Raw genomic sequence first — 18,049 nt, 5'->3', positions numbered from 1 at the left:
CGACGACACCCGGCTCACCGCGCTTTCCGACGCCGCGCCGCATCGCCATTTTCCGCGCGCTCCAACTCGGCGACATGCTGTGTGCCGTACCCGCCCTGCGAGCGCTGCGGGCCGCGTGGCCGCGCGCGCACATCGCCCTGATCGGGCTGCCCTGGGCCGCCCGCTTCGTCGAGCGATTCGATACGCTGGTCGACGAACTGATCGTGTTCCCCGGGGCGCGCGGCTTTCCCGAACAGGAGGAAACGGATGCCGGCCTGCCCCGCTTTTTTGCGGCGATGCGCGAGCGCCGCTTCGACCTCGCGATCCAGCTGCACGGCAGCGGCGGGCCGGCCAATGCGATCGTCCGATCGCTCGGCGCCGAGGCATGCGCGGGCTTCCTGCAGCCACACGAGGCGCCCGCGCCCGGCTTCATCCTTTGGCCCGACGTACTGCCCGAGCCGCGCCGCTATCTTGCGCTCGTCCGCGCGCTCGGCATCGAAGGCGCCGACGACACGCTCTGGTTTCCATTGACGGCGCCCGATCGCTGCGAATACGCCGCGCTGGAAACAGCGCACGGCATCGAGCCGGAACGACTCGTGCTGCTGCATCCCGGCGCACAGTTGCCGTCGCGCCGGTGGCCGCCCGCGCGCTTCGCCGAGGTGGGCGACGCGCTTTCGGCCGACGGCTGGCAGATCGCGATCACAGGCACCTCGAGCGAAACCTCGATCACCGCCGACGTGCTCGGCGCGATGTCGGCACCGGCGCTGCATCTGACCGGCTGCACGACGCTCGGGGGGCTCGCCGCGCTCGTCTCGCGCGCCCGGCTCGTGGTCTGCAACGACACCGGTATCTCGCACGTTGCGGCGGCCATGCGCACGCCGAGCGTCGTCATCGCCTCAGGCAGCGACACGCGCAGGTGGGCGCCGCTCGACCGCGAACGCCATCGTGTGCTGGCCGATTATCCGACCTGCCGCCCCTGCTCTTTCCGCCACTGCCCGTACGGTCACGCGTGCGCGCTGAACGTGAGCGTCGAGCGCGTGGTCGACACGGCGCTCGAGCAACTGGCGCGGCGCCTGCGCGCGCGTCCCGCGGCGCCGGGTGTCTTGCATGCGCGCCGCACACGGCGCGCAAAGGAGCGCAGTCATGCGACGTGAGCGACGTCTGCGCGTGCTGACCTGGCACGTGCACGGCAACTACCTCTACTACCTCACACAGGCACCGCACGAGTTCTGGCTCGTCACGCGCCCGGGCAATCCGCCCGGGCATGCCGGGCGCACGGGCGTGCTGCCCTGGGGCGACAACGTGCACGAAGTGGACGCGGCGGACGTGCCTGCCCACGAGTTCGATCTCGTGCTCTACCAGCATCGCGAGCACTGGGACAAGGACCGCCTGACGGTGCTGTCCGACGCGCAGCGCCGCTTGCCGCGCGTCTATCTCGAGCACGACCCGCCGCAGAACAACGCGTTTTGCGAACGGCACTGGGTAGACGACGAAAACACGCTGCTCGTGCACGTCACGCATTTCAACCGCCTGATGTGGGACAACGGCGGCACACCCACACGCGTCATCGAGCACGGTGTCGTCGTGCCCGAGGGCGTGCGCTACACGGGCGAGCTCGAGCGCGGCGTCGTCGTCATCAATAATCTGGCGAGCCGCGGCCGGCGGCTCGGCGCGGACGTCTTCGAGCAGGTATCGGCGCGCGTGCCGCTCGATCTCGTGGGCATGAATTCCGAGCAGGCCGGCGGCTTGGGCGAAGTCGGCAATCTCGATCTCGCCGCGTTTACGGCCCGCTACCGGTTGTTCTTCAACCCGATCCGCTGGACGAGCCTCGGCCTCGCGATCGTCGAGGCGATGACGATCGGCATGCCGATCGTCGGACTTGCGACCACGGAACTGGCCACGGTGATACGCAACGGCGAGAACGGCTTCGTGGCAACCGACGCGGATGCACTCGTTGCCTCCATGCAAGCGCTGCTGCGCGACCCGCGCGAGGCCAAGCGCCTCGGCGACGGCGCACGCCGCACGGCACTCGAGCGTTTCGCGATCGGCCGATTCGTGGACGACTGGTGCGCCGTACTGCGCGAGGTGACGCACTGAGCGCCGCAGGCAAGGCCCGACGCGCCCGCAGGATCCGGGCGGCGGCGCTGCCTGTCGGCCGTATCGGCAATACGACGGCATTCGAACAGCAAGCGGAGGGACGACGTGAAGGAACTCGATCGAAAACGGATTCTCGTCACGGGTGGCGCGGGCTTTCTAGGCTCGCACCTGTGCGAACGGCTCGTCGAAGCGGGCCACGACGTACTATGCGTCGACAATTTTTTCACGGGCACGCGCGAAAACGTCGCGCATCTGATTCCACGCAGCAATTTCGAGCTGATGCGGCACGACATCACGTTCCCGCTTTACGTCGAGGTCGACGAGATCTACAACCTCGCCTGCCCCGCATCGCCCGTGCATTATCAGTACGACCCCGTTCGCACGACGAAAACGAGCGTACACGGCGCCATCAACATGCTCGGACTCGCGAAGCGCGTGCGGGCGAAAATATTTCAAGCCTCGACGAGCGAAGTCTATGGCGACGCCCGCGTGCATCCGCAAAAGGAGGACTACTGGGGGCACGTCAATCCGATCGGTCCGCGCTCGTGCTACGACGAGGGCAAGCGCTGCGCCGAAACGCTCTTTGCCGACTACCGTCGGCAATACGGCCTCGAAGTTCGAATCGCACGCATTTTCAATACGTACGGCCCACGCATGCATCCGGCCGACGGGCGCGTGATATCGAATTTCATGGTGCAGGCGCTGTCGGGCGACGCGCTGACCGTGTACGGCGACGGTGCCCAAACACGCTCGCTGTGCTATGTCGACGACATGATCGATGCGTTCATGCGGCTGATGGATGCACCCGACGGAAGCTGCAATCCCGTCAATCTCGGCAATCCGCACGAGATCACGATGATCGAGCTCGCGCGCCGCGTGCTCGACGCAACCGATGCAAGCGATGGGACCGACGCAACCGACGCCGAAGAGCGGATCGCCTTTCGTCCCCTGCCGATCGACGACCCGTGGCACCGGCAGCCCGACATCTCCGCCGCGCGCGCGCTGCTGGGCTGGGAGCCCACGACGTCGCTCGACGAGGGCCTGCGCAAAACCGCCGCCTACTTCCGGGAACGGCTCGACGCAGCGGGTGCAGGCGGCTCGCACGCGTATACGCTGAGGGCGCTCAGGGCTCGAGCTTGACTTTCATCCAGCCGGGCTCGCGCGCATCGAATGCCTTGTAGGCGTCGATCGCATGCATGATGGGCTCGCGTTGCGTGAGGATCGATGTCGGATCCGTCGCGCCGCTGCGCACGAGTTCGACGAGATGCGGAATGATGGAGCGGTGATTGCAGTTGCCCATGCGCACGACGAGATTGCGGTTCATCGCCTCGCCGATCGGGAACGTCGTCAGACTCGGCGGATACACGCCGATCACGCTGACCGTTCCCGCTTTCGCCACGGCCTGCACGGCCCATTGCAACGCCTGGGTCGGCCCGCTTCCCGGCTTCCAGCTACCGTCTTCAGCATCCGCTTCGGGCGCGTGCTGCGGTGCAACCTGCCTGAGCTCGGCGTCGAACGCGCGTGCCGCGCCGCTGCTCGATGCCGGACCGCCCTGCGCGCGCTCCGCATCCACGCCCACCGCATCGATTACGCGATCCACGCCGATGCCACCCGTGAACTGCCGCAGCATCTCGACGGGGTCCTCCCGATCGAAATCGATCGTCTCGGCGCCTTGCGCTCGCGCCATCGTCAGCCGCGACGCCAGTCGGTCGATCGCGAATACGCGGCCGGCCCCCATGAGCTTCGCGCTTGCAATGGCGAACTGACCGACCGGCCCCGCGCCGAACACGGCCACCGTATCGCCCACGCGCACGCCTGCGAGCTGCGCCCCGAACCAGCCGGTCGGAAAGATGTCGGACATCAGAATCGCGCGGTCGTCATCGATGTCGTCGGGCAGACGCACGAGGCTCGCATGCGCGAGCGGCGTGCGCGCGTACTGCGCCTGCAGCCCGTGAAACGGGCCGCTTGCCTGCGGGCCGCCGAAAAAGGCAGTCCCGCCGAGGCGCCCGTTGGGATTCGCGTTGTCGCATTGAGCCGTGTAGCCCGAGCGGCAATAGGAACAGTATCCGCAGGAAATCGTCGACGGAATCAATACGCGGTCGCCCTTCGACAGATTGCGCACCTGCGCGCCGACCTCTTCGACGATACCCACGCCTTCGTGCCCGAGGATCGTGCCCGGCTTCATGCCGCTCAACGTACCGCGAACCATATGCAAGTCCGTGCCGCATATCGCGCTCGACGTGAGCCGGACGATCGCGTCCGACGGCGCCTGCAGCGTCGGATCGGGTACGGTGTCGAGTCGGATATCGCCTATGCCGTGAAATACCACTGCTTTCATGTTTGCCCTCCGAAAAAAAATGCGCATTCGGTAGCGAACGCAAGCAACGCGAGGGCCCGAGCCGGTCGGCTGCCCAGCGTCGCGGGCTGGCGGAGAAACCGGCGTCGGGCCTCGCCCGTCCGGCTGCGGGGAGCGGATTGGCGCCGGCGCGCCCAGGCTTGCACGGCGCGCAATCCGCGTTGGGCGGGCGCGCGCCCTCGTAGCATCGCCGTGCGTTCCCGCCGTTGCGGCCCCCCAAACTACGCGATCACGCCGTTCCGGAAAATATTGCCAAAGCCATGATGTGAGGCTGTGCGCAGAGCCTGGGGCAGGATCCCGCGTGGCGGCGCTCGATCTGCGGAGTGTCGACAATGTCATTGATGGCCATTGGCGGAGGAAGCACGGCCTACGTGCCGCCCCCTTCGAATACGGATACGCCCAAGCGCCCGCCGGCCAACACGGCGAACACGGCGCAAACGGCGCAGCAACGGGCGGCCGCCGACGCGGCGGCGCAGACGCTCGCCTTGCTGAAAGCGGCGCAGGCCGAAACCACCCAATGGCTGAAGCTGCGCGACAACGGCGCATCGCAGGCCGATATCGACGCCCAATACAAGAAAGCAGCCCAAGCCTGGGGCGCTGTCGAAGCGGCTGTGCAAAACCAGATGCGGGTTGCGATCGATGGCGGCGACGACGCGAAAAAGGCCGTTGCAAGCGCTGCTTCGGCTATCCGGGCGCTCGCCCCGGACGATCCCACGCTAGATGCGGTCGTGACCGACTCGCAGCAGGCCGTGACGAAGGAGACGGCGCCGGAGCGTGCCACAAACGAAAAAGCATTCCAGGTCGCCATCGCCGCTCAAAAGGACGAAGACGCGACGAACACAGTCGCCGCCTACAATGCACTGCCTGACGGCAAGCGTCAGGAGCAGGGCGACGAATACGCCTACAGCATTACGCAGGCCAAGAACACGGCCGACCAGAACCTTGGCGGCACCGAAGACGATCTCGAGAAAGCGCTGCGCCACGAATACTGCCTGCAGGCGGCGAAACTGCGCCTGCAGGATGCGAAAGCCGATTACGCGGCGTGGCAGAAGGAACCTTCGGGCGCGCGCCGGGCGGACGAGGCCGATGCGTCGCGCGAGCTTTCGCAGGCACAAACGCAATACGACAAGGTCGCGACCGGCGACGACAACGCGCTGACCTACGTGACGGCCGACGAACAAAAGCAGGCTGTCTCCGACGTCAAGAGCGCGCACGAGGGCGCCTGGTACACGGGTCTCGTCGACGTGTACGGTACGCAAAGCGCGCTCTATCGCGATATCGGGCAGATCGATCCCAACGATCCTTCGCTGACGCCGCAAATGAAGCAACTGGCGCAGTCGGACCCGGTCACGTTCGCGTTGATTCAGGAAACGGGCCAGAAGGTCGATCCGAACGCACCGGGCCTCTCGCCGAAGGAAAAAGCGCTCGCGGAGCAAAACCCGCTTGCCTGCGCGTTCGTCAAGATGCTCAAGGTCGATGTGGACCCGACGCATATGAGCGACACGCAGAAGAAGGAACTCGACCAACTCGGCGTGTTCGGCTATGCGATGAAGTACGCCGATCGGCATCCCGCCGAAAAAGCGCAGATGCAGATGCTGGCCGCGGCGGCGCCCGACGTTCGATTGCTCTACACGAAGCAGCAGGTCGACCTCCTCGCTCAGGGTGCCGGCAGCGATCCCAAGGCGGCATTGAAGCTGCTTAACACGAACATGAATGCGGCGTTTTCCGTCGACGAGCGGCAAACGCTTTGGAACCAGGCCGGCCTGCCGCACTTCGACGCGAAATTCATCCACAGCCAGATCGATCCGCTCATGCGCAAGCCGGACACCACGGCCTCGGATCCGGCCAGCATGTCCGCGCGCAACGACAGCACCATGTACGCGGACAAGGTCGGCAAGTGGATGCAGGGCATCCTGCCCGATGCGCCGCCGGAGTTCGCCGGAGAAGTGCTCGATACGGTCAAGACGAGCTTCGGCGACAAATGGCTGCAATCGAATGCCGGCACACCGGCGATGGAGCGCGGCACCGAGTTCTATAAGGGCCTCAGTCTGGCCGTCGAATACGCGGATCTGCAGCCCACGGCCGACGGCACGCCGGTCAAGCGCGAGGATGACGTCGTCAACTGGCTGATGGATCCGAAGGGCAACGCACAGTCAGTGATCAACATACTGCGCGGCGACAGCACCTCTTACGGCTTCGACAGTGTGCGCGACACCGTGGGAGGCGGTTACGGTGCGACGCTGTCGCAGGCTCTGCTCAAACAGATGCTGGGCGACAACCGTTTTCGCAACAATTTCGCGCAGGACTTTCAACTGATGCTGAGCCAGGGTATCGATACGGCGCAGCATACTCAGCAGCACGACAACGCAGTGGCGACCTACAAGATGTTTCAGGTCGATCCCTCGAAAACCCTCGCGCCTTACTTCAACGATTTTCAGCAGCATTACGACAACGCGCCCCACACCTTTTCCGCGAACTCGACGCAGTTGACGAACTTCATCGGCGCAGGCCTCGGCATCCAGCCCGATGATCCGGGCGTCGTGCCAACCGATGCGAAAGACAACCCGTCGATGGCGACGCTCGTCCAGCTGATTGTCGGCAACGGCACGCTGAACAACAATGCGTTGGCCAACGGCCGATCGCTCTATGGCGGTAACGATGCGGCGACGAAAATGATCGACACGGTCGCCGACCATATCCGGAAGGTCGGCGGCGATCATCCCGCGGTCACGCTCGTGCCGACCTATTACGTGTCGAAAGCATCCGGCGCGAGCCCGAGCGCGCTCTTCAAAGTCGAGGTGGAGGGCAAGCCCGGCGAGTATCGCTACGTCGACGACCGCGGCTGGGAATACGACGGCATCGACAACTACCAGCACGACAATGCACTGTCCGACGACGCGAAGCTCTACGTGCCGAAAGATGTGCAGGGAGCGAAAGTCGACGGCTCCGCCCTCTACGGCTCGATCGATGCGCACATCACCACGGGCTGGCAGCACGTCGAACACGCACTCGAAATCACGACCGGCATCCTGGCCGCGGCTGGCAGCGTGGTGCTCGTGGCCAGCGGCGTCGGTGCCGTCGTCGCCGAGCCGCTGATGGCCGGCGCCTGGATCGCGATCGGCGCGGGCATGGCGGTGGGCGTGCCGGTTGCCACGGCGGACCTTTACAACCTGCGCGAGCACGGGCAATCGATCGGCTTCGGCAATGCCCAGGCGCGCGCGGACTGGGTCAGCCTCATCGGGGCCGGCACGGGCGCAGCGAGCGGCGGCCTCGGGTTCGCGACGAAGTCGCTCGCCGAAGCCGCGTCGCTCTTGCGCGTGACCGGCGAGGTGTCCGATCAGGTCGGCGCGGCCAGCGGCATGATCGACGAAGCGACCGCGCTCAGCGGCACCGCACGCTTCGCACACGAAGCCACTGCGTTCGAAGGCCTGGCCAATACGACGCAGTTCGTCTCGAAAGCATTCAACGTCGCGGGCATAGCCGCGGGCACCGACCTTCTCGTCGAACAGGGTGCATCGCTGCTGAGAAACTGGGATGCGATGTCGGGCTCCGAGCGCGCGAAAAATCTGCTGCAGTTCGGTCTGGGCCTCGCCCAATCGGCCGCCGGCTCCAGGACGGTGATGGAGCGCCCGCTGCACGCGATGCTGAATGTACCGAAGGTCTCGCCCACGGTGACCGACGCGGCCTTCCGGCCGGGTTTCGACGTCATGGAGAACCAGCGCCGCTCGACCGGCGGCTTCGGCGATCCGCGCCGGGGCGCGCTCGAAGGCGAAAACGAGGCGGGCGGCGTCAGGAACGATGGCCTCGATCTCTTCGAAATCGACAAGGGCCTCGATGCGAAGGCAGTCGCTCTCCGGCAGACGATGGCGCACGATGGGCTGCAAAGCGAAGACGCCGCGGGCGGCTCGCTGCTCGTTCGGCTCGCGCCCGACTCCCAGGGCGAAAGCGGGGCGGTGCCGCTCGACGGCGGCACGCAGGCGAACTCCGCCGATCCGCTCGCGGCCCCGTCTTCCGCCCGTGCCGGAGCCGCGCCCGCGTCATGGCCGATTCCCGCCAACGTGCGATCCAACACCGCGCTGCTCGAGCAGGTCATCATCTCCGCACTCCGGAGCGGCAGCGGCCTCGACGGCGTGCAATTCTACGTCTACGCGCTGCGCGACGAACAAGGGCGCACGCGGGTGCCCGAAGAAGAAGGCTTGCCCGCGACGGACGAGGGCGATCTCGGCTCGGACCTGCACGCCGCACGCGTGGACGAACGCCGGGCCGCGGCGTCCGCCAATCCTGCGGCGGCGGCGCGTGCGACCGAAGCGGGCGAGCCGCTGGACGTCACACGCTACCGCTCGTTCCAGGATGCGCTGATGGTGGGCAGCGACGGCGTGCTCGCCGGGCGCTACGGCCTCGCGCTCGTCGACCGCTCGGCCGTGCTGCCGAACAGGGCGGTGGGCGCCGACGCGATCGTCGGCCGGATCGCGCCCAATGCGAACGGAACCCGGCTTGCGCTGACGCTGAACGAGAAGTTCGAAGGCGATCTTCGGATTCTCTACCCGCGCAATTTCGCGCCGGGCAAGCCCTTGATCCGCGCGGAGAACGGCCGCCGCATCGATGCGGTCAACGCGTTGCCAACCCACGCCGAAACGCAATGGGCGGCCTACCCGCGCCGCGAAGCCGACCTCGCCATCTATTCGGACGACCCGCGCCGGCCCGAGAATATGCTGCCTGCCGGCGAACGGCCGCTGCTGCCGGTGCCGCCCGGCCATTTCGCCGTGTATTGCCATGCCTGGACCGATGCGTTCGCCGCCTCGAATGGGCGCGCGTTCGATCCCGAGGAAATGGCCAACCTGATCCACGCCGCCGGATGGGACGGCCACTCCCCGGTCATCCTCTATGCATGCGGTGCCGCCTCGCGCCTGACCCCGCTCTCGCAATTGCTCGCGAACGTGCTGGGCGTGGACGTCTATGGCGGAAGCGGCTTCGTTGCCTGGCGCTCGCCATTCGGCAAAAACGGCCTGCCCGCCTCAGGCTACACGACCGGGCTCGTGGTCGAACCGGGCGCCTACGATCGCACGGGCAAGATCGAAGACGCCGTGCTCAACGGGCCGCGCGTCTTTCGGTTCATGCCGGGACTACCGATCGTCGAACAAGGGGGGCATCCCATCGTCGGGCCGCGCGCCGGCCGCCAGACTCCGCGCGCGAGCAATCGGCTCGCGCCGGTCGAACCTATCGTCGGCGAGCACGATGGCGACCCGGGAACGCAGCAGCACGGCATCATCGGGGCGCCCGACGACGAACCTGGAACGGCATCGCCGAACGCACGGCTGTCGCCCGAGCCGCCCGGGCGGAACCTGCCCGAGCCCTTTCGCGAGCCGCCCGTCGTACTCGAAGGCGATCGTATCTTCACGGCAGAGGAGTGGGAGGCGCGCGGCACGGAGGAAGACCTGTCGGGCAAAACGCAGACGATCTATCCGAAGGACAGCAAAGCCTATACGCGGCGTGCGCTGCTCGCCGACGGCAGCGGCGTGGTTACGACGCTCGCGCGCGACGGGCGCGCACTGATACAGCCGGGCTTCGACGACGTCACAGGCCTCTCCGCGAACGAACATCCCGAATTCCTGCGTCCCGCCGAGACGCTGCTGATGCCGCCCGACGATCCGTTGCACGCGGTCGGGGAGCGCGGCCTGATGTCGCCGCCCGGACACCACGTCATCTTCGGCCACGGCATTTCGCCCGACGAGATGCTGGGACCCGACGGTCACCCGATAACCGTCGACGACGTGGCTGCACGCGTGGCGGCTTCGCTCGAACCGGGACAGGACGTCACGCTCTATTCGTGCTATGCCGGATCCCCGAAAGCCGCCCCGCTGCGCGCGGCGCAAGCGCGCCGCGGCCCGCGTACGAACGCAGCGTTCGCCGACGCGCTGGCCCAGCGGCTCGCGGATGCCACCGGGCGGCCAGTAACGGTCTGGGCGCCACCGGACAAGCTGTTGGTCTGGCCGGACGGCACGGCAACCGTGCGGCTGACGCGCCTCACCGGCGAGACGCTGCGCGTGGGCGCGCCGATGACGGCGTTCCGGGCAACGCCCCTCTACCGCGGCTTTGACCATGCCGATACGCCGCGCGCGTCCTCCGTTCGGCAGGATGCGGCAAACGAGCCGCGCCCGCATCATCGCGCGCCGCATTCGACGCAACGGCCCACCACGCCGCGAGTCACGAACCTGCGTCTCGACAACCCGTATTACGACTTCTCGCCGATCGCCGACGACAGCTTCGACTCCGTCCTGCTGAGCCATGAGTTCGGCCCGGCACTGGCCGATCGCCCTGGGGTACTCGGCGACGTCGCGCGCGTCACCCGGCCCGGCGGCACCGTCAGCCTCGAGCGGCCGAGCGGCTTTCTCGACGAGCCGCGGCCGGCGGGCGTCATCGACGCCCTGTTGCAGACGTTCAGCTCGGCCGGCCTCACGCGGCTGCGGGTAAGGTTCGTCACCGGCCGGGAGTCGAGCATCGATATCGGCAACGGCTTCGATATCGGCGCACTCGATCCCGAGGACGGCTATTTCGTGTTCAGCGGCGAAGTGCCGGACGAGCACGGCGCCGGCTCGCGCGCGGCAGCGGACGCGGCCGCGCATGCCAACGTCGGAGATGACGCGTTGAGCCGGGCATTCGACAAGCAGCAGACGGCGCAACGCCCGGCGGAACCCAAACGACGCTGGTCTTCCTGAGCAGCGCGCGTGGCCTGAACGCCGGCCCATGTGCCGCCCGACCGGCAAAAGACGATGTCGCACGTGCGCCAGATCGAAGTGGCCCTCGACGAAATTCTTCCATTGAATCCGTAGTTCGCGAACCATCCCGACGAGATCGACGTCGGGGCAGCACGTGATCAAGCGTGCGCGGCAAGCCGGCGGATCTCCCCAGCCAGCGCATCGATGCGCACGGGCTTCACGAGGTGTGCACCAAAGCCCGCTTCCTCCGTGCGCCGACGCGTGGCGGCATCGGCATGGCCGGTCAGCGCGATCGCGGGCGGCGGCGGCGCGGTCCGTTGCCGCGCCACCTCGCGGATGCGGGAAAGTACGTCGCAGCCGTCCTCGTCGCACAGGGAGACATCGCACACGACCACTTCCGGCCACTGCGTCGGCGCGGTATCGGCCAGCCGCCGAATCGCATCCTCGCCCGACGCCGCCAGCGCCACACGCGCGCCATTCGCGACGAGTGCGGCCTCGAGGGCATCGCGAGCCTCCTCGTCGTCGTCGATGGCCAGTACCGCGATACCGTCGAGCCGCGGCGCCGAACCCGCAACGGTCTGCGCGGCGCCATCGGTCTCGGTCACGCGTGCCGGCGAAGCCACCGGCACCACCGGCACGAGCGGCAGCGCCGCCACATAGGCTACGCGGCCATCGAGCGAAGCGGGCATGAACGTGCCACCGGCCGCGCCGAGCACTTGCTCGGCATCGGCGGCCTGCTCGTCGGTGAGCGGCGCTGGCTTCGGCCGAGCGCCGAACGCGACGAGCCACGCGGCGTTCTCCGCCCGTTGCGCCCGCAATGCGACGCGCTCGCCCGCCGCCGCATGCGCGATCTCGTTCGCGCAGAGCATCGCCACCACGCGCTCGATTTCCTCCGTCTCGCCGGTCACGGGCAACAGCGGGTCGGCAATCTCCACATCGAACGTGACTGCGCGCGCCGCGGCCTCGGTTGCCACGCGCCCGGCAATCGCCGCGGCCAGCTCCCCGATCTGCCGCGGATGCGCGGCGAATCGGCGCTGTGCATGCTCGAGTTCACCCTGCTCGCGCTGCAGCGCCCACATCCGCGCATAGACGCCATTGAGCCGCGCCAGCAGTTCGTCGTGCCGGCCCTGCTCGACGATGCGCCCGTGCTCCATCACGAGGATGCGGTCGGCGTCGACGATCGTCGAAAGCCGGTGCGCGATCACGATCGACGTCCGGCCCTCCGAGAGGCGGCGGAACTCGTTTTGGATCGCACGTTCGGAGCGCGTGTCCAGCGCGGACGTGGCCTCGTCGAAGACGATGATCGGCGGGTCCTTCAAGAACGCGCGCGCGATCGCAATCCGCTGACGCTCGCCGCCCGAGAGCCGCAGCCCGCGTTCGCCGACGCGCGTGTCGTAATGGTCGGGCAGGCGCTCGATGAACTCGTCGAGCTGCGCGGCGCGCGCGGCGCGCACGATGTCGGCGCGCGTCGCCTGCGTGCGCCCGTAGCCGATGTTGTAGGCGATCGTCTCGTTGAAGAGCACGGTATCCTGCGGCACGATGCCGATCGCCTCGCGCAGCGAGCGGCGCGTGACGTTGCGCAGGTCCTGCCCGTCGATCGTCACGCGCCCCGCGCTCGGCGCATAAAGACGAAAGAGCAGGCGTACGAGCGTGGATTTGCCCGATCCGCTGCCGCCGACGACGGCGAGCGTGCGCCCTGGCGCCGCCCGAAAGCTGACATCGTGCAGGATCTGGCGTGCGGGATCGTAGCCGAACTCCACGTGCTCGAACGCGATCTCGCCAGCTGTGACGGCGAGCGGCGGCGCGCCGGGCTCGTCGCGGTCCTCGTCCGTGGCCGCCTCCGCGCCTTCTTCGAAACTCTCGCCCGCGAGCACGGTGAACATGCGCTCCACGTTCACGAGCGCATCGTTCGTTTCGCGGAAGACGAAGCCCAGCGTGTTGAGCGGCATACAGACCTGAACGATGTAGGCATTGACGAGCACGAGATCGCCCAGGCTCATACGCCCGGCCGTGACGTATTGCACGGCGAGCAGCATCGTCGCCGCGATACCGAGGCAAACCACCGCGCTCTGGCCGAGATGCAGCGCGGTCAGCGCACGCTGATTTCTGAGCCGTGCGACGACCCAATGCGAGAGCACACCGCGGTATCGGTCCGACTCCAGTTCTTCGGCGGCGAAGTACTTCACGGTGTCGTAGTTGAGCATGCTGTCGACGAGCCGGCTGTCGGCCGCCGATTCGAGCCGGTTCACCTCGCGCTGTACGACCATGCGCCGCCGCGTGAAGATCGTTGTATACGTCGCATAGCAGATCAGCGTGGCAAAAATAATCCAGCTGAAGCCGACCGTGAAATTCGTCGCGATGATCGCAATCACGGTGCCGATCTCGATGAGCGCAGGCAGGATCGTGAAAAGACCGACGCCGAGCAGGTATCCCACGCCATCGGTGCCTTTTTGCACGTCGCGCACGATCGCCCCGGTCTCCCGCTTCGCGTGAAAACGCGCGCCGAGCCGGTGCAGGCGTGCGAACGTGCGCTCGGCGAGCGAGGCGACCGTATGCTGCGTGACCGTGCTGAAGACGACGTCGCGGGCTTCGCCGAGCGCATCGCCGAGAAACCGCAGCAGCGCATAGGCCAGCACGAGAAAGACCGGAAAGAGTGCAAGCGGCGCCGGGTGGCCCAGGTCGTCGATGATCGAGCGCAATACCAGCGGTACCGAGACGCCGGCCAGTTTCGCCGTAACCATCAGCGCAGCCGCGCCGAGCGTCTCCCGGCGATAGCGCCAGACCGCCTCCCAGAGGTCGGCGGCGATGCGCCGCCTGAGGCGGGTGCGCATGCGCTGCGCGGTACGTCGGTCGCTGACGTTCACGCGCGCCCTCGAACAGCCTCGTCGATGGTCGACGCCCGCACTCCAACCGTCAGATTGCACTCGGTCAGATCGGAGTCTCCCGTGGGCAGGTGTGCGCGCACTTCATCCTCCGCGAGCGTGCGGAGCCCTTCGCGCGCGCGCAGACGATCGGCACCGCGCAGCGCGGCGTAACGCGCGGTCGCCTCGGGCTCGAACACCAGATTCAATGCGCAGCGCGAATCGAGAATGCTCATGGTCGCGGCAGACGCCACCCATGACACCCGGATCGTCACGACGCCCCTGGAGTCGGTCACGTGCGTAATCGCGGTAGACGGATAAGGGAAACTTTTCGATAGCGCGTGCTCGATTTCCACGACGCTCGGCCGGACATCGAGTGCGGCGGTCATTTCATTCTCCTTCGGCTGCGCAGCCGCCGCGCGCATCGATCCACGCGCGCACCAGCCGCATCGGAAGCAGCCGAAGCACGCGCAAGCCACGTTCCTGCTTTGCCGGCGCGCCGCACGAAAAAAGGCACGGCCTTTGCGCATCGTTCCATGCGTGCAAATCGGACGCATATCACACAAGCACTTTCGATGGAGGAACCATGATGAAAGCCACGAAGAAGGCCTTGTTCGTATCGGCACTCGCCCTCGCTTGCGCGAGCGGCGCCTATGCCCAGGCTGGCGGCGGCACCGGCGCGGGCGGCACGGGCTCGGGCGGCGGTAACGACTCCGGTGCGGTGGGCGGCCCGGGCTATGGCGCGACGCCCGGGGGCAGTACGCTGAACCAGCCGTCGACGCGCGGCAGCCATCGCAGCGCCCGCGAGCGCGAGCGCGATCGCGGCGGCTACGGCAGCCCCGGCACCACGGGCACCGGCTCGGGCAATTCGACCATGCAGCCGGGCGATACGAACCCATCCAACTCGAATACGACCGGCGGATACGGCACCACCCCGCAGCAGGACCCGTCGTACCAGCGCCGTCAGTAACCACGGGTCGCGCTCGTCCAGGCGGCGGCCGAAGCGTGCTGTCTTCCTGCAGCCGCTCGCGGGCCGCCGCCCTCTTGGCGGGCGCGGCAGGCGCATGGCAACGGGGCCGTCTGTCGAGAGGCGGCGGCCCCTGTCGATCGCATCATTCAACGAGGCTGCCGCGAAGCGCAGCCCGTCAAAGCGAAGGAGAGCACACCATGACACGAGTGGCAGACGTCATGACCCGGGACGCGGTCACACTCGCCCCGAACGAAACGGTACGCGCCGCGGCGCGGATGATGGACGAATTGAACGTGGGCGCGTTGCCTGTTTGCGATGGCAAGCGGCTCGTCGGCATGGTGACCGACCGCGACATCGCGGTACGCGCCGTGTCCGCGGGGATGGACCTCGAGTCACCAGTCGAGCGCATCGCCAGTGAGCCGGTTGCGTGGTGTTTCGAAGATGACGACGTCAACGCCGTGCATGACAAGATGGCCGATCGGCAAATCCGGCGGCTGCCGGTGGTCGACAACGAAAAACACCTCGTCGGCGTCGTCTCGCTCGGCGATCTGGCTACCCACGAGGACGGCAATATGTCTTCGACGTTGGGCGCGATATCGTCGCCGTCCGGTCCCGATCGCGCGCACTGAGCACCGCTGCCGTGCCGCTGCCCTCCGTTGGCGGTGCACGGCCCACGCGCGCGAGCGGCAGCGGCCGAGAGGCCGGCCGCGCCGCGCTCGTCAATCGCCGGTCGGCAGCCCCTTGCTTGCCACCGTGCGCGCGATCTGCTGTTTGGCCGCTTCATACACGCATTCGGGCGTAAAGCCGAACTTGTTCTGTAGATCGCGCATCGGGGCCGACGCCCCGAACGTATGCATGACGATCTTCGCACCCGTCCTGCCCACGTAGCGATCCCAGCCGATCGTCGCGGCCTGCTCCACAGCCACCCGTGCTTCGACTTCGGGCGGCAGGACGTGGTCCTTGTACGCATCGTCCTGGCGCTCGAAGATGTCCCAGGAGGGCATCGAAATCACACGTGCCGCAATTCCCTCGCGCGTAAGACGCTCGTAGGCATCGATGCAGACCGGCACCTCGCTGCCGGTCGCAAGCAGCAACACTTGCGGCGCCTCGCCGCCCGGCGGATCGGCCAGGACATACGCACCGCGGCGCAAGCCCTCGGCCGACGCATAACGCGAGCGATCGAGCGTGGGCAGGGGCTGGCGCGAGAGCACGAGCGCAGCGGGGCGCCGTGGATCGGAGAGCGCAACGCGCCACGCTTCGGCCACCTCGTTGGCATCGGCAGGACGCAACACCGTGAGCCCTGGAATGCCGCGCAGCGACGCGAGTTGCTCCACCGGCTGGTGAGTCGGCCCATCTTCGCCGAGACCGATCGAATCGTGCGTGAAAACAAAGACGACCGGCACCTCCATGATCGCGGCGAGCCGGATCGGCGGCTTCATGTAGTCGCTGAAAATGAGAAACGTCGCCGCGAACGGCCTCAGGTTCGAGAGCGCCAAGCCATTGGCCACGGCTCCCATCGCGTGCTCGCGCACACCGAAGTGCAGATTGCGCCCGCCCGGGTTGTCGCGCGCGATGCTGCCCGCACCCTCGAACTTCAGCAACGTTTTGGTGGAGGGGGCAAGATCGGCCGCACCGCCGATCAGCCAGGGCACGCGCGCCGCGATCGCATTCAGCACCTCGCCTGCCGTGGATCGTGTGGCGTCGCCTTTCGCGTCGGGTGCGAAGCGCGGGATATCGGCGTCCCAACCGTCGGGCAACGTCTGCGCCTCGATCTGCGCCAGCTCGCGCGCAAACTCTGGATAGCGGCGCGCGTAGGCCTCGCGCCGCTGCTCCCACGCCTGCCGCGCGCGCGCACCGCGCGCCCCTACGCCCTCCGCGAAACGTCCGGGAACCTGCGCAGGCACATAAAAAGTCTTGTCCTCGGGCCAGCCATAAGCGCGCTTGGCCAGCACCACCTCGTCTTCGCCAAGCGCCTCGCCATGCGCCGCCGCCGTGTCCTGCTTGTTCGGCGCGCCCCAACCGATGATGCTCTTGACGACGATCAGCGTCGGCGCATCGGTCCTCGCCTTCGCGTCGTCGAGCGCCGCATCGAGCGCGGCCATGTCGTTCGCATCGTCCACGTGCAGGGTGTGCCAGCCATAGCCGCGAAAACGTGCCTCGACGTCGTCGCTATAGGCCAGATCGGTATGCCCTTCGATCGTCACGCGGTTGCTGTCGTAGATCCACGTCAGATTGCCGAGCCCGAGATGACCCGCAAGCGAAGCCGCCTCGTGCGAGACGCCTTCCATCAGATCGCCGTCGCCGCAAAGCGCATACACGCGGTAATCGAAGAGCGCGAGATCGTCGCGATTGAAGCGGGCGCCGTACCATCGCCCCGCAATGGCCATCCCGACACTGTTGCCCAGGCCTTGCCCGAGCGGCCCCGTAGTCGTTTCGACGCCTGTGGTGATGCGGTATTCGGGGTGGCCCGGGGTCTTGCTGTCGAGCTGCCTGAAACGGCGGATGTCGTCGAGCGAGACGGCCGGCTCGGGCAACGTCCGGCCCGCTTCGTCGACAGCCTTGACGCTCGCCAGGTGAAGCATCGAATAGATCAACATCGACGCATGGCCGACCGACAGCACGAAGCGGTCGCGGTTCGGCCACAGCGGCGCCTCGGGGTCGTAGACGAGATGGCGTTGCCACAGCTGGTAGACGACGGGCGCGAGCGCCATCGGCGTGCCGGGGTGCCCCGAACGCGCCTTTTGGACCGCATCCATCGAAAGCGTGCGGATCGTATCGATGGCAAGCCGGTCGAGAGCGGAATCTTCGCGCATGGAAAGTCCTCGTCGAGAGTGAACGAAATGCGCCCCGTGGCGCGCAATGTCCGTACCCGAGAACGGCGGGCTGCGGCCGCGCGGCCATGCGGTTGTGCCAAGGCTGCATCGGACGTTGCAGATTTTTCCAGCAGCGGCCGAGCGCCGGCCAGGCACACGCAAGTACGCGGGAGCGCGATCGGATCGTCCGATGGAACGGCCGTTGCTGCATTACCGGGTGTGTTCAACCCGACGGCCGCGCGTTGCTGCCTCGATGG

The 18,049-nt window shown here is 67.3% G+C and carries 11 protein-coding genes; 7 read left to right on the top strand and 4 right to left on the bottom strand.

Features of this window, described 5'->3' with window-relative positions; genetic code table 11:
• Positions 1 to 74: 74 nt before the first annotated feature.
• The 3 genes from U0034_RS28235 (at position 75) to U0034_RS28225 (ending at position 3,216) form a co-directional block, all read left to right on the top strand.
• Positions 75 to 1,133 (top strand): glycosyltransferase family 9 protein, encoded by a 1,059-nt coding sequence (locus U0034_RS28235; protein WP_233211895.1) that lies wholly within the window; start codon positions 75 to 77, stop codon positions 1,131 to 1,133.
• Entirely contained in the window at positions 1,123 to 2,076 is a 954-nt protein-coding gene (locus tag U0034_RS28230; protein ID WP_085227414.1) for a glycosyltransferase, read from the top strand. Before U0034_RS28235 ends, U0034_RS28230 begins: the two co-directional genes overlap by 11 nt.
• Before the next feature lie 105 nt (positions 2,077 to 2,181).
• Entirely contained in the window at positions 2,182 to 3,216 is a 1,035-nt protein-coding gene (locus U0034_RS28225) for a UDP-glucuronic acid decarboxylase family protein (protein WP_085227415.1), read from the top strand.
• On the opposite strand, the gene U0034_RS28220 is transcribed toward U0034_RS28225, so the two are convergent.
• Entirely contained in the window at positions 3,200 to 4,414 is a 1,215-nt protein-coding gene (locus tag U0034_RS28220) for a zinc-dependent alcohol dehydrogenase (RefSeq protein ID WP_085227416.1), read from the bottom strand. The two genes, U0034_RS28225 and U0034_RS28220, sit on opposite strands and share 17 nt — an antisense overlap.
• 350 nt (positions 4,415 to 4,764) lie before the next feature.
• On the opposite strand from U0034_RS28220, the gene U0034_RS28215 reads away from it, so the two are divergent.
• Positions 4,765 to 11,148, top strand: coding sequence for a DUF4781 domain-containing protein (locus U0034_RS28215; RefSeq protein WP_114717897.1), 6,384 nt, complete (start codon positions 4,765 to 4,767; stop codon positions 11,146 to 11,148).
• A 30-nt stretch (positions 11,149 to 11,178) separates the two neighbouring features.
• A complete protein-coding gene (locus tag U0034_RS29315) occupies positions 11,179 to 11,262 on the top strand; it encodes a hypothetical protein (RefSeq protein WP_114717895.1) in 84 nt (27 codons plus the stop codon).
• Between the two features lie 44 nt (positions 11,263 to 11,306).
• Here the strand turns inward: U0034_RS29315 and U0034_RS28210 are convergent, their stop codons facing one another.
• Both U0034_RS28210 and U0034_RS28205 read right to left on the bottom strand, forming a co-directional pair.
• A complete protein-coding gene (locus U0034_RS28210; RefSeq protein WP_085227676.1) occupies positions 11,307 to 13,979 on the bottom strand; it encodes an ATP-binding cassette domain-containing protein in 2,673 nt (890 codons plus the stop codon).
• A 29-nt stretch (positions 13,980 to 14,008) separates the two neighbouring features.
• Complete coding sequence (locus U0034_RS28205; RefSeq protein WP_158243502.1) at positions 14,009 to 14,398, bottom strand: DUF3022 domain-containing protein; 390 nt, start codon at positions 14,396 to 14,398, stop codon at positions 14,009 to 14,011.
• A 197-nt stretch (positions 14,399 to 14,595) separates the two neighbouring features.
• On the opposite strand from U0034_RS28205, the gene U0034_RS28200 reads away from it, so the two are divergent.
• A complete protein-coding gene (locus U0034_RS28200; RefSeq protein ID WP_085227419.1) occupies positions 14,596 to 14,979 on the top strand; it encodes a hypothetical protein in 384 nt (127 codons plus the stop codon).
• Positions 14,980 to 15,176: 197 nt separating this feature from the next.
• Positions 15,177 to 15,608: a CBS domain-containing protein gene (locus U0034_RS28195; protein WP_085227420.1), complete on the top strand. Its 432-nt coding sequence runs from the start codon at positions 15,177 to 15,179 to the stop codon at positions 15,606 to 15,608.
• A 90-nt stretch (positions 15,609 to 15,698) separates the two neighbouring features.
• Here the strand turns inward: U0034_RS28195 and tkt are convergent, their stop codons facing one another.
• Positions 15,699 to 17,792: a transketolase gene (tkt, locus tag U0034_RS28190; protein ID WP_085227421.1), complete on the bottom strand. Its 2,094-nt coding sequence runs from the start codon at positions 17,790 to 17,792 to the stop codon at positions 15,699 to 15,701.
• Positions 17,793 to 18,049: the final 257 nt, after the last annotated feature.

The organism is Trinickia caryophylli, assembly GCF_034424545.1.
GTDB lineage: Bacteria > Pseudomonadota > Gammaproteobacteria > Burkholderiales > Burkholderiaceae > Trinickia > Trinickia caryophylli.
This window is presented reverse-complemented; position numbering and strand designations above follow the sequence as displayed.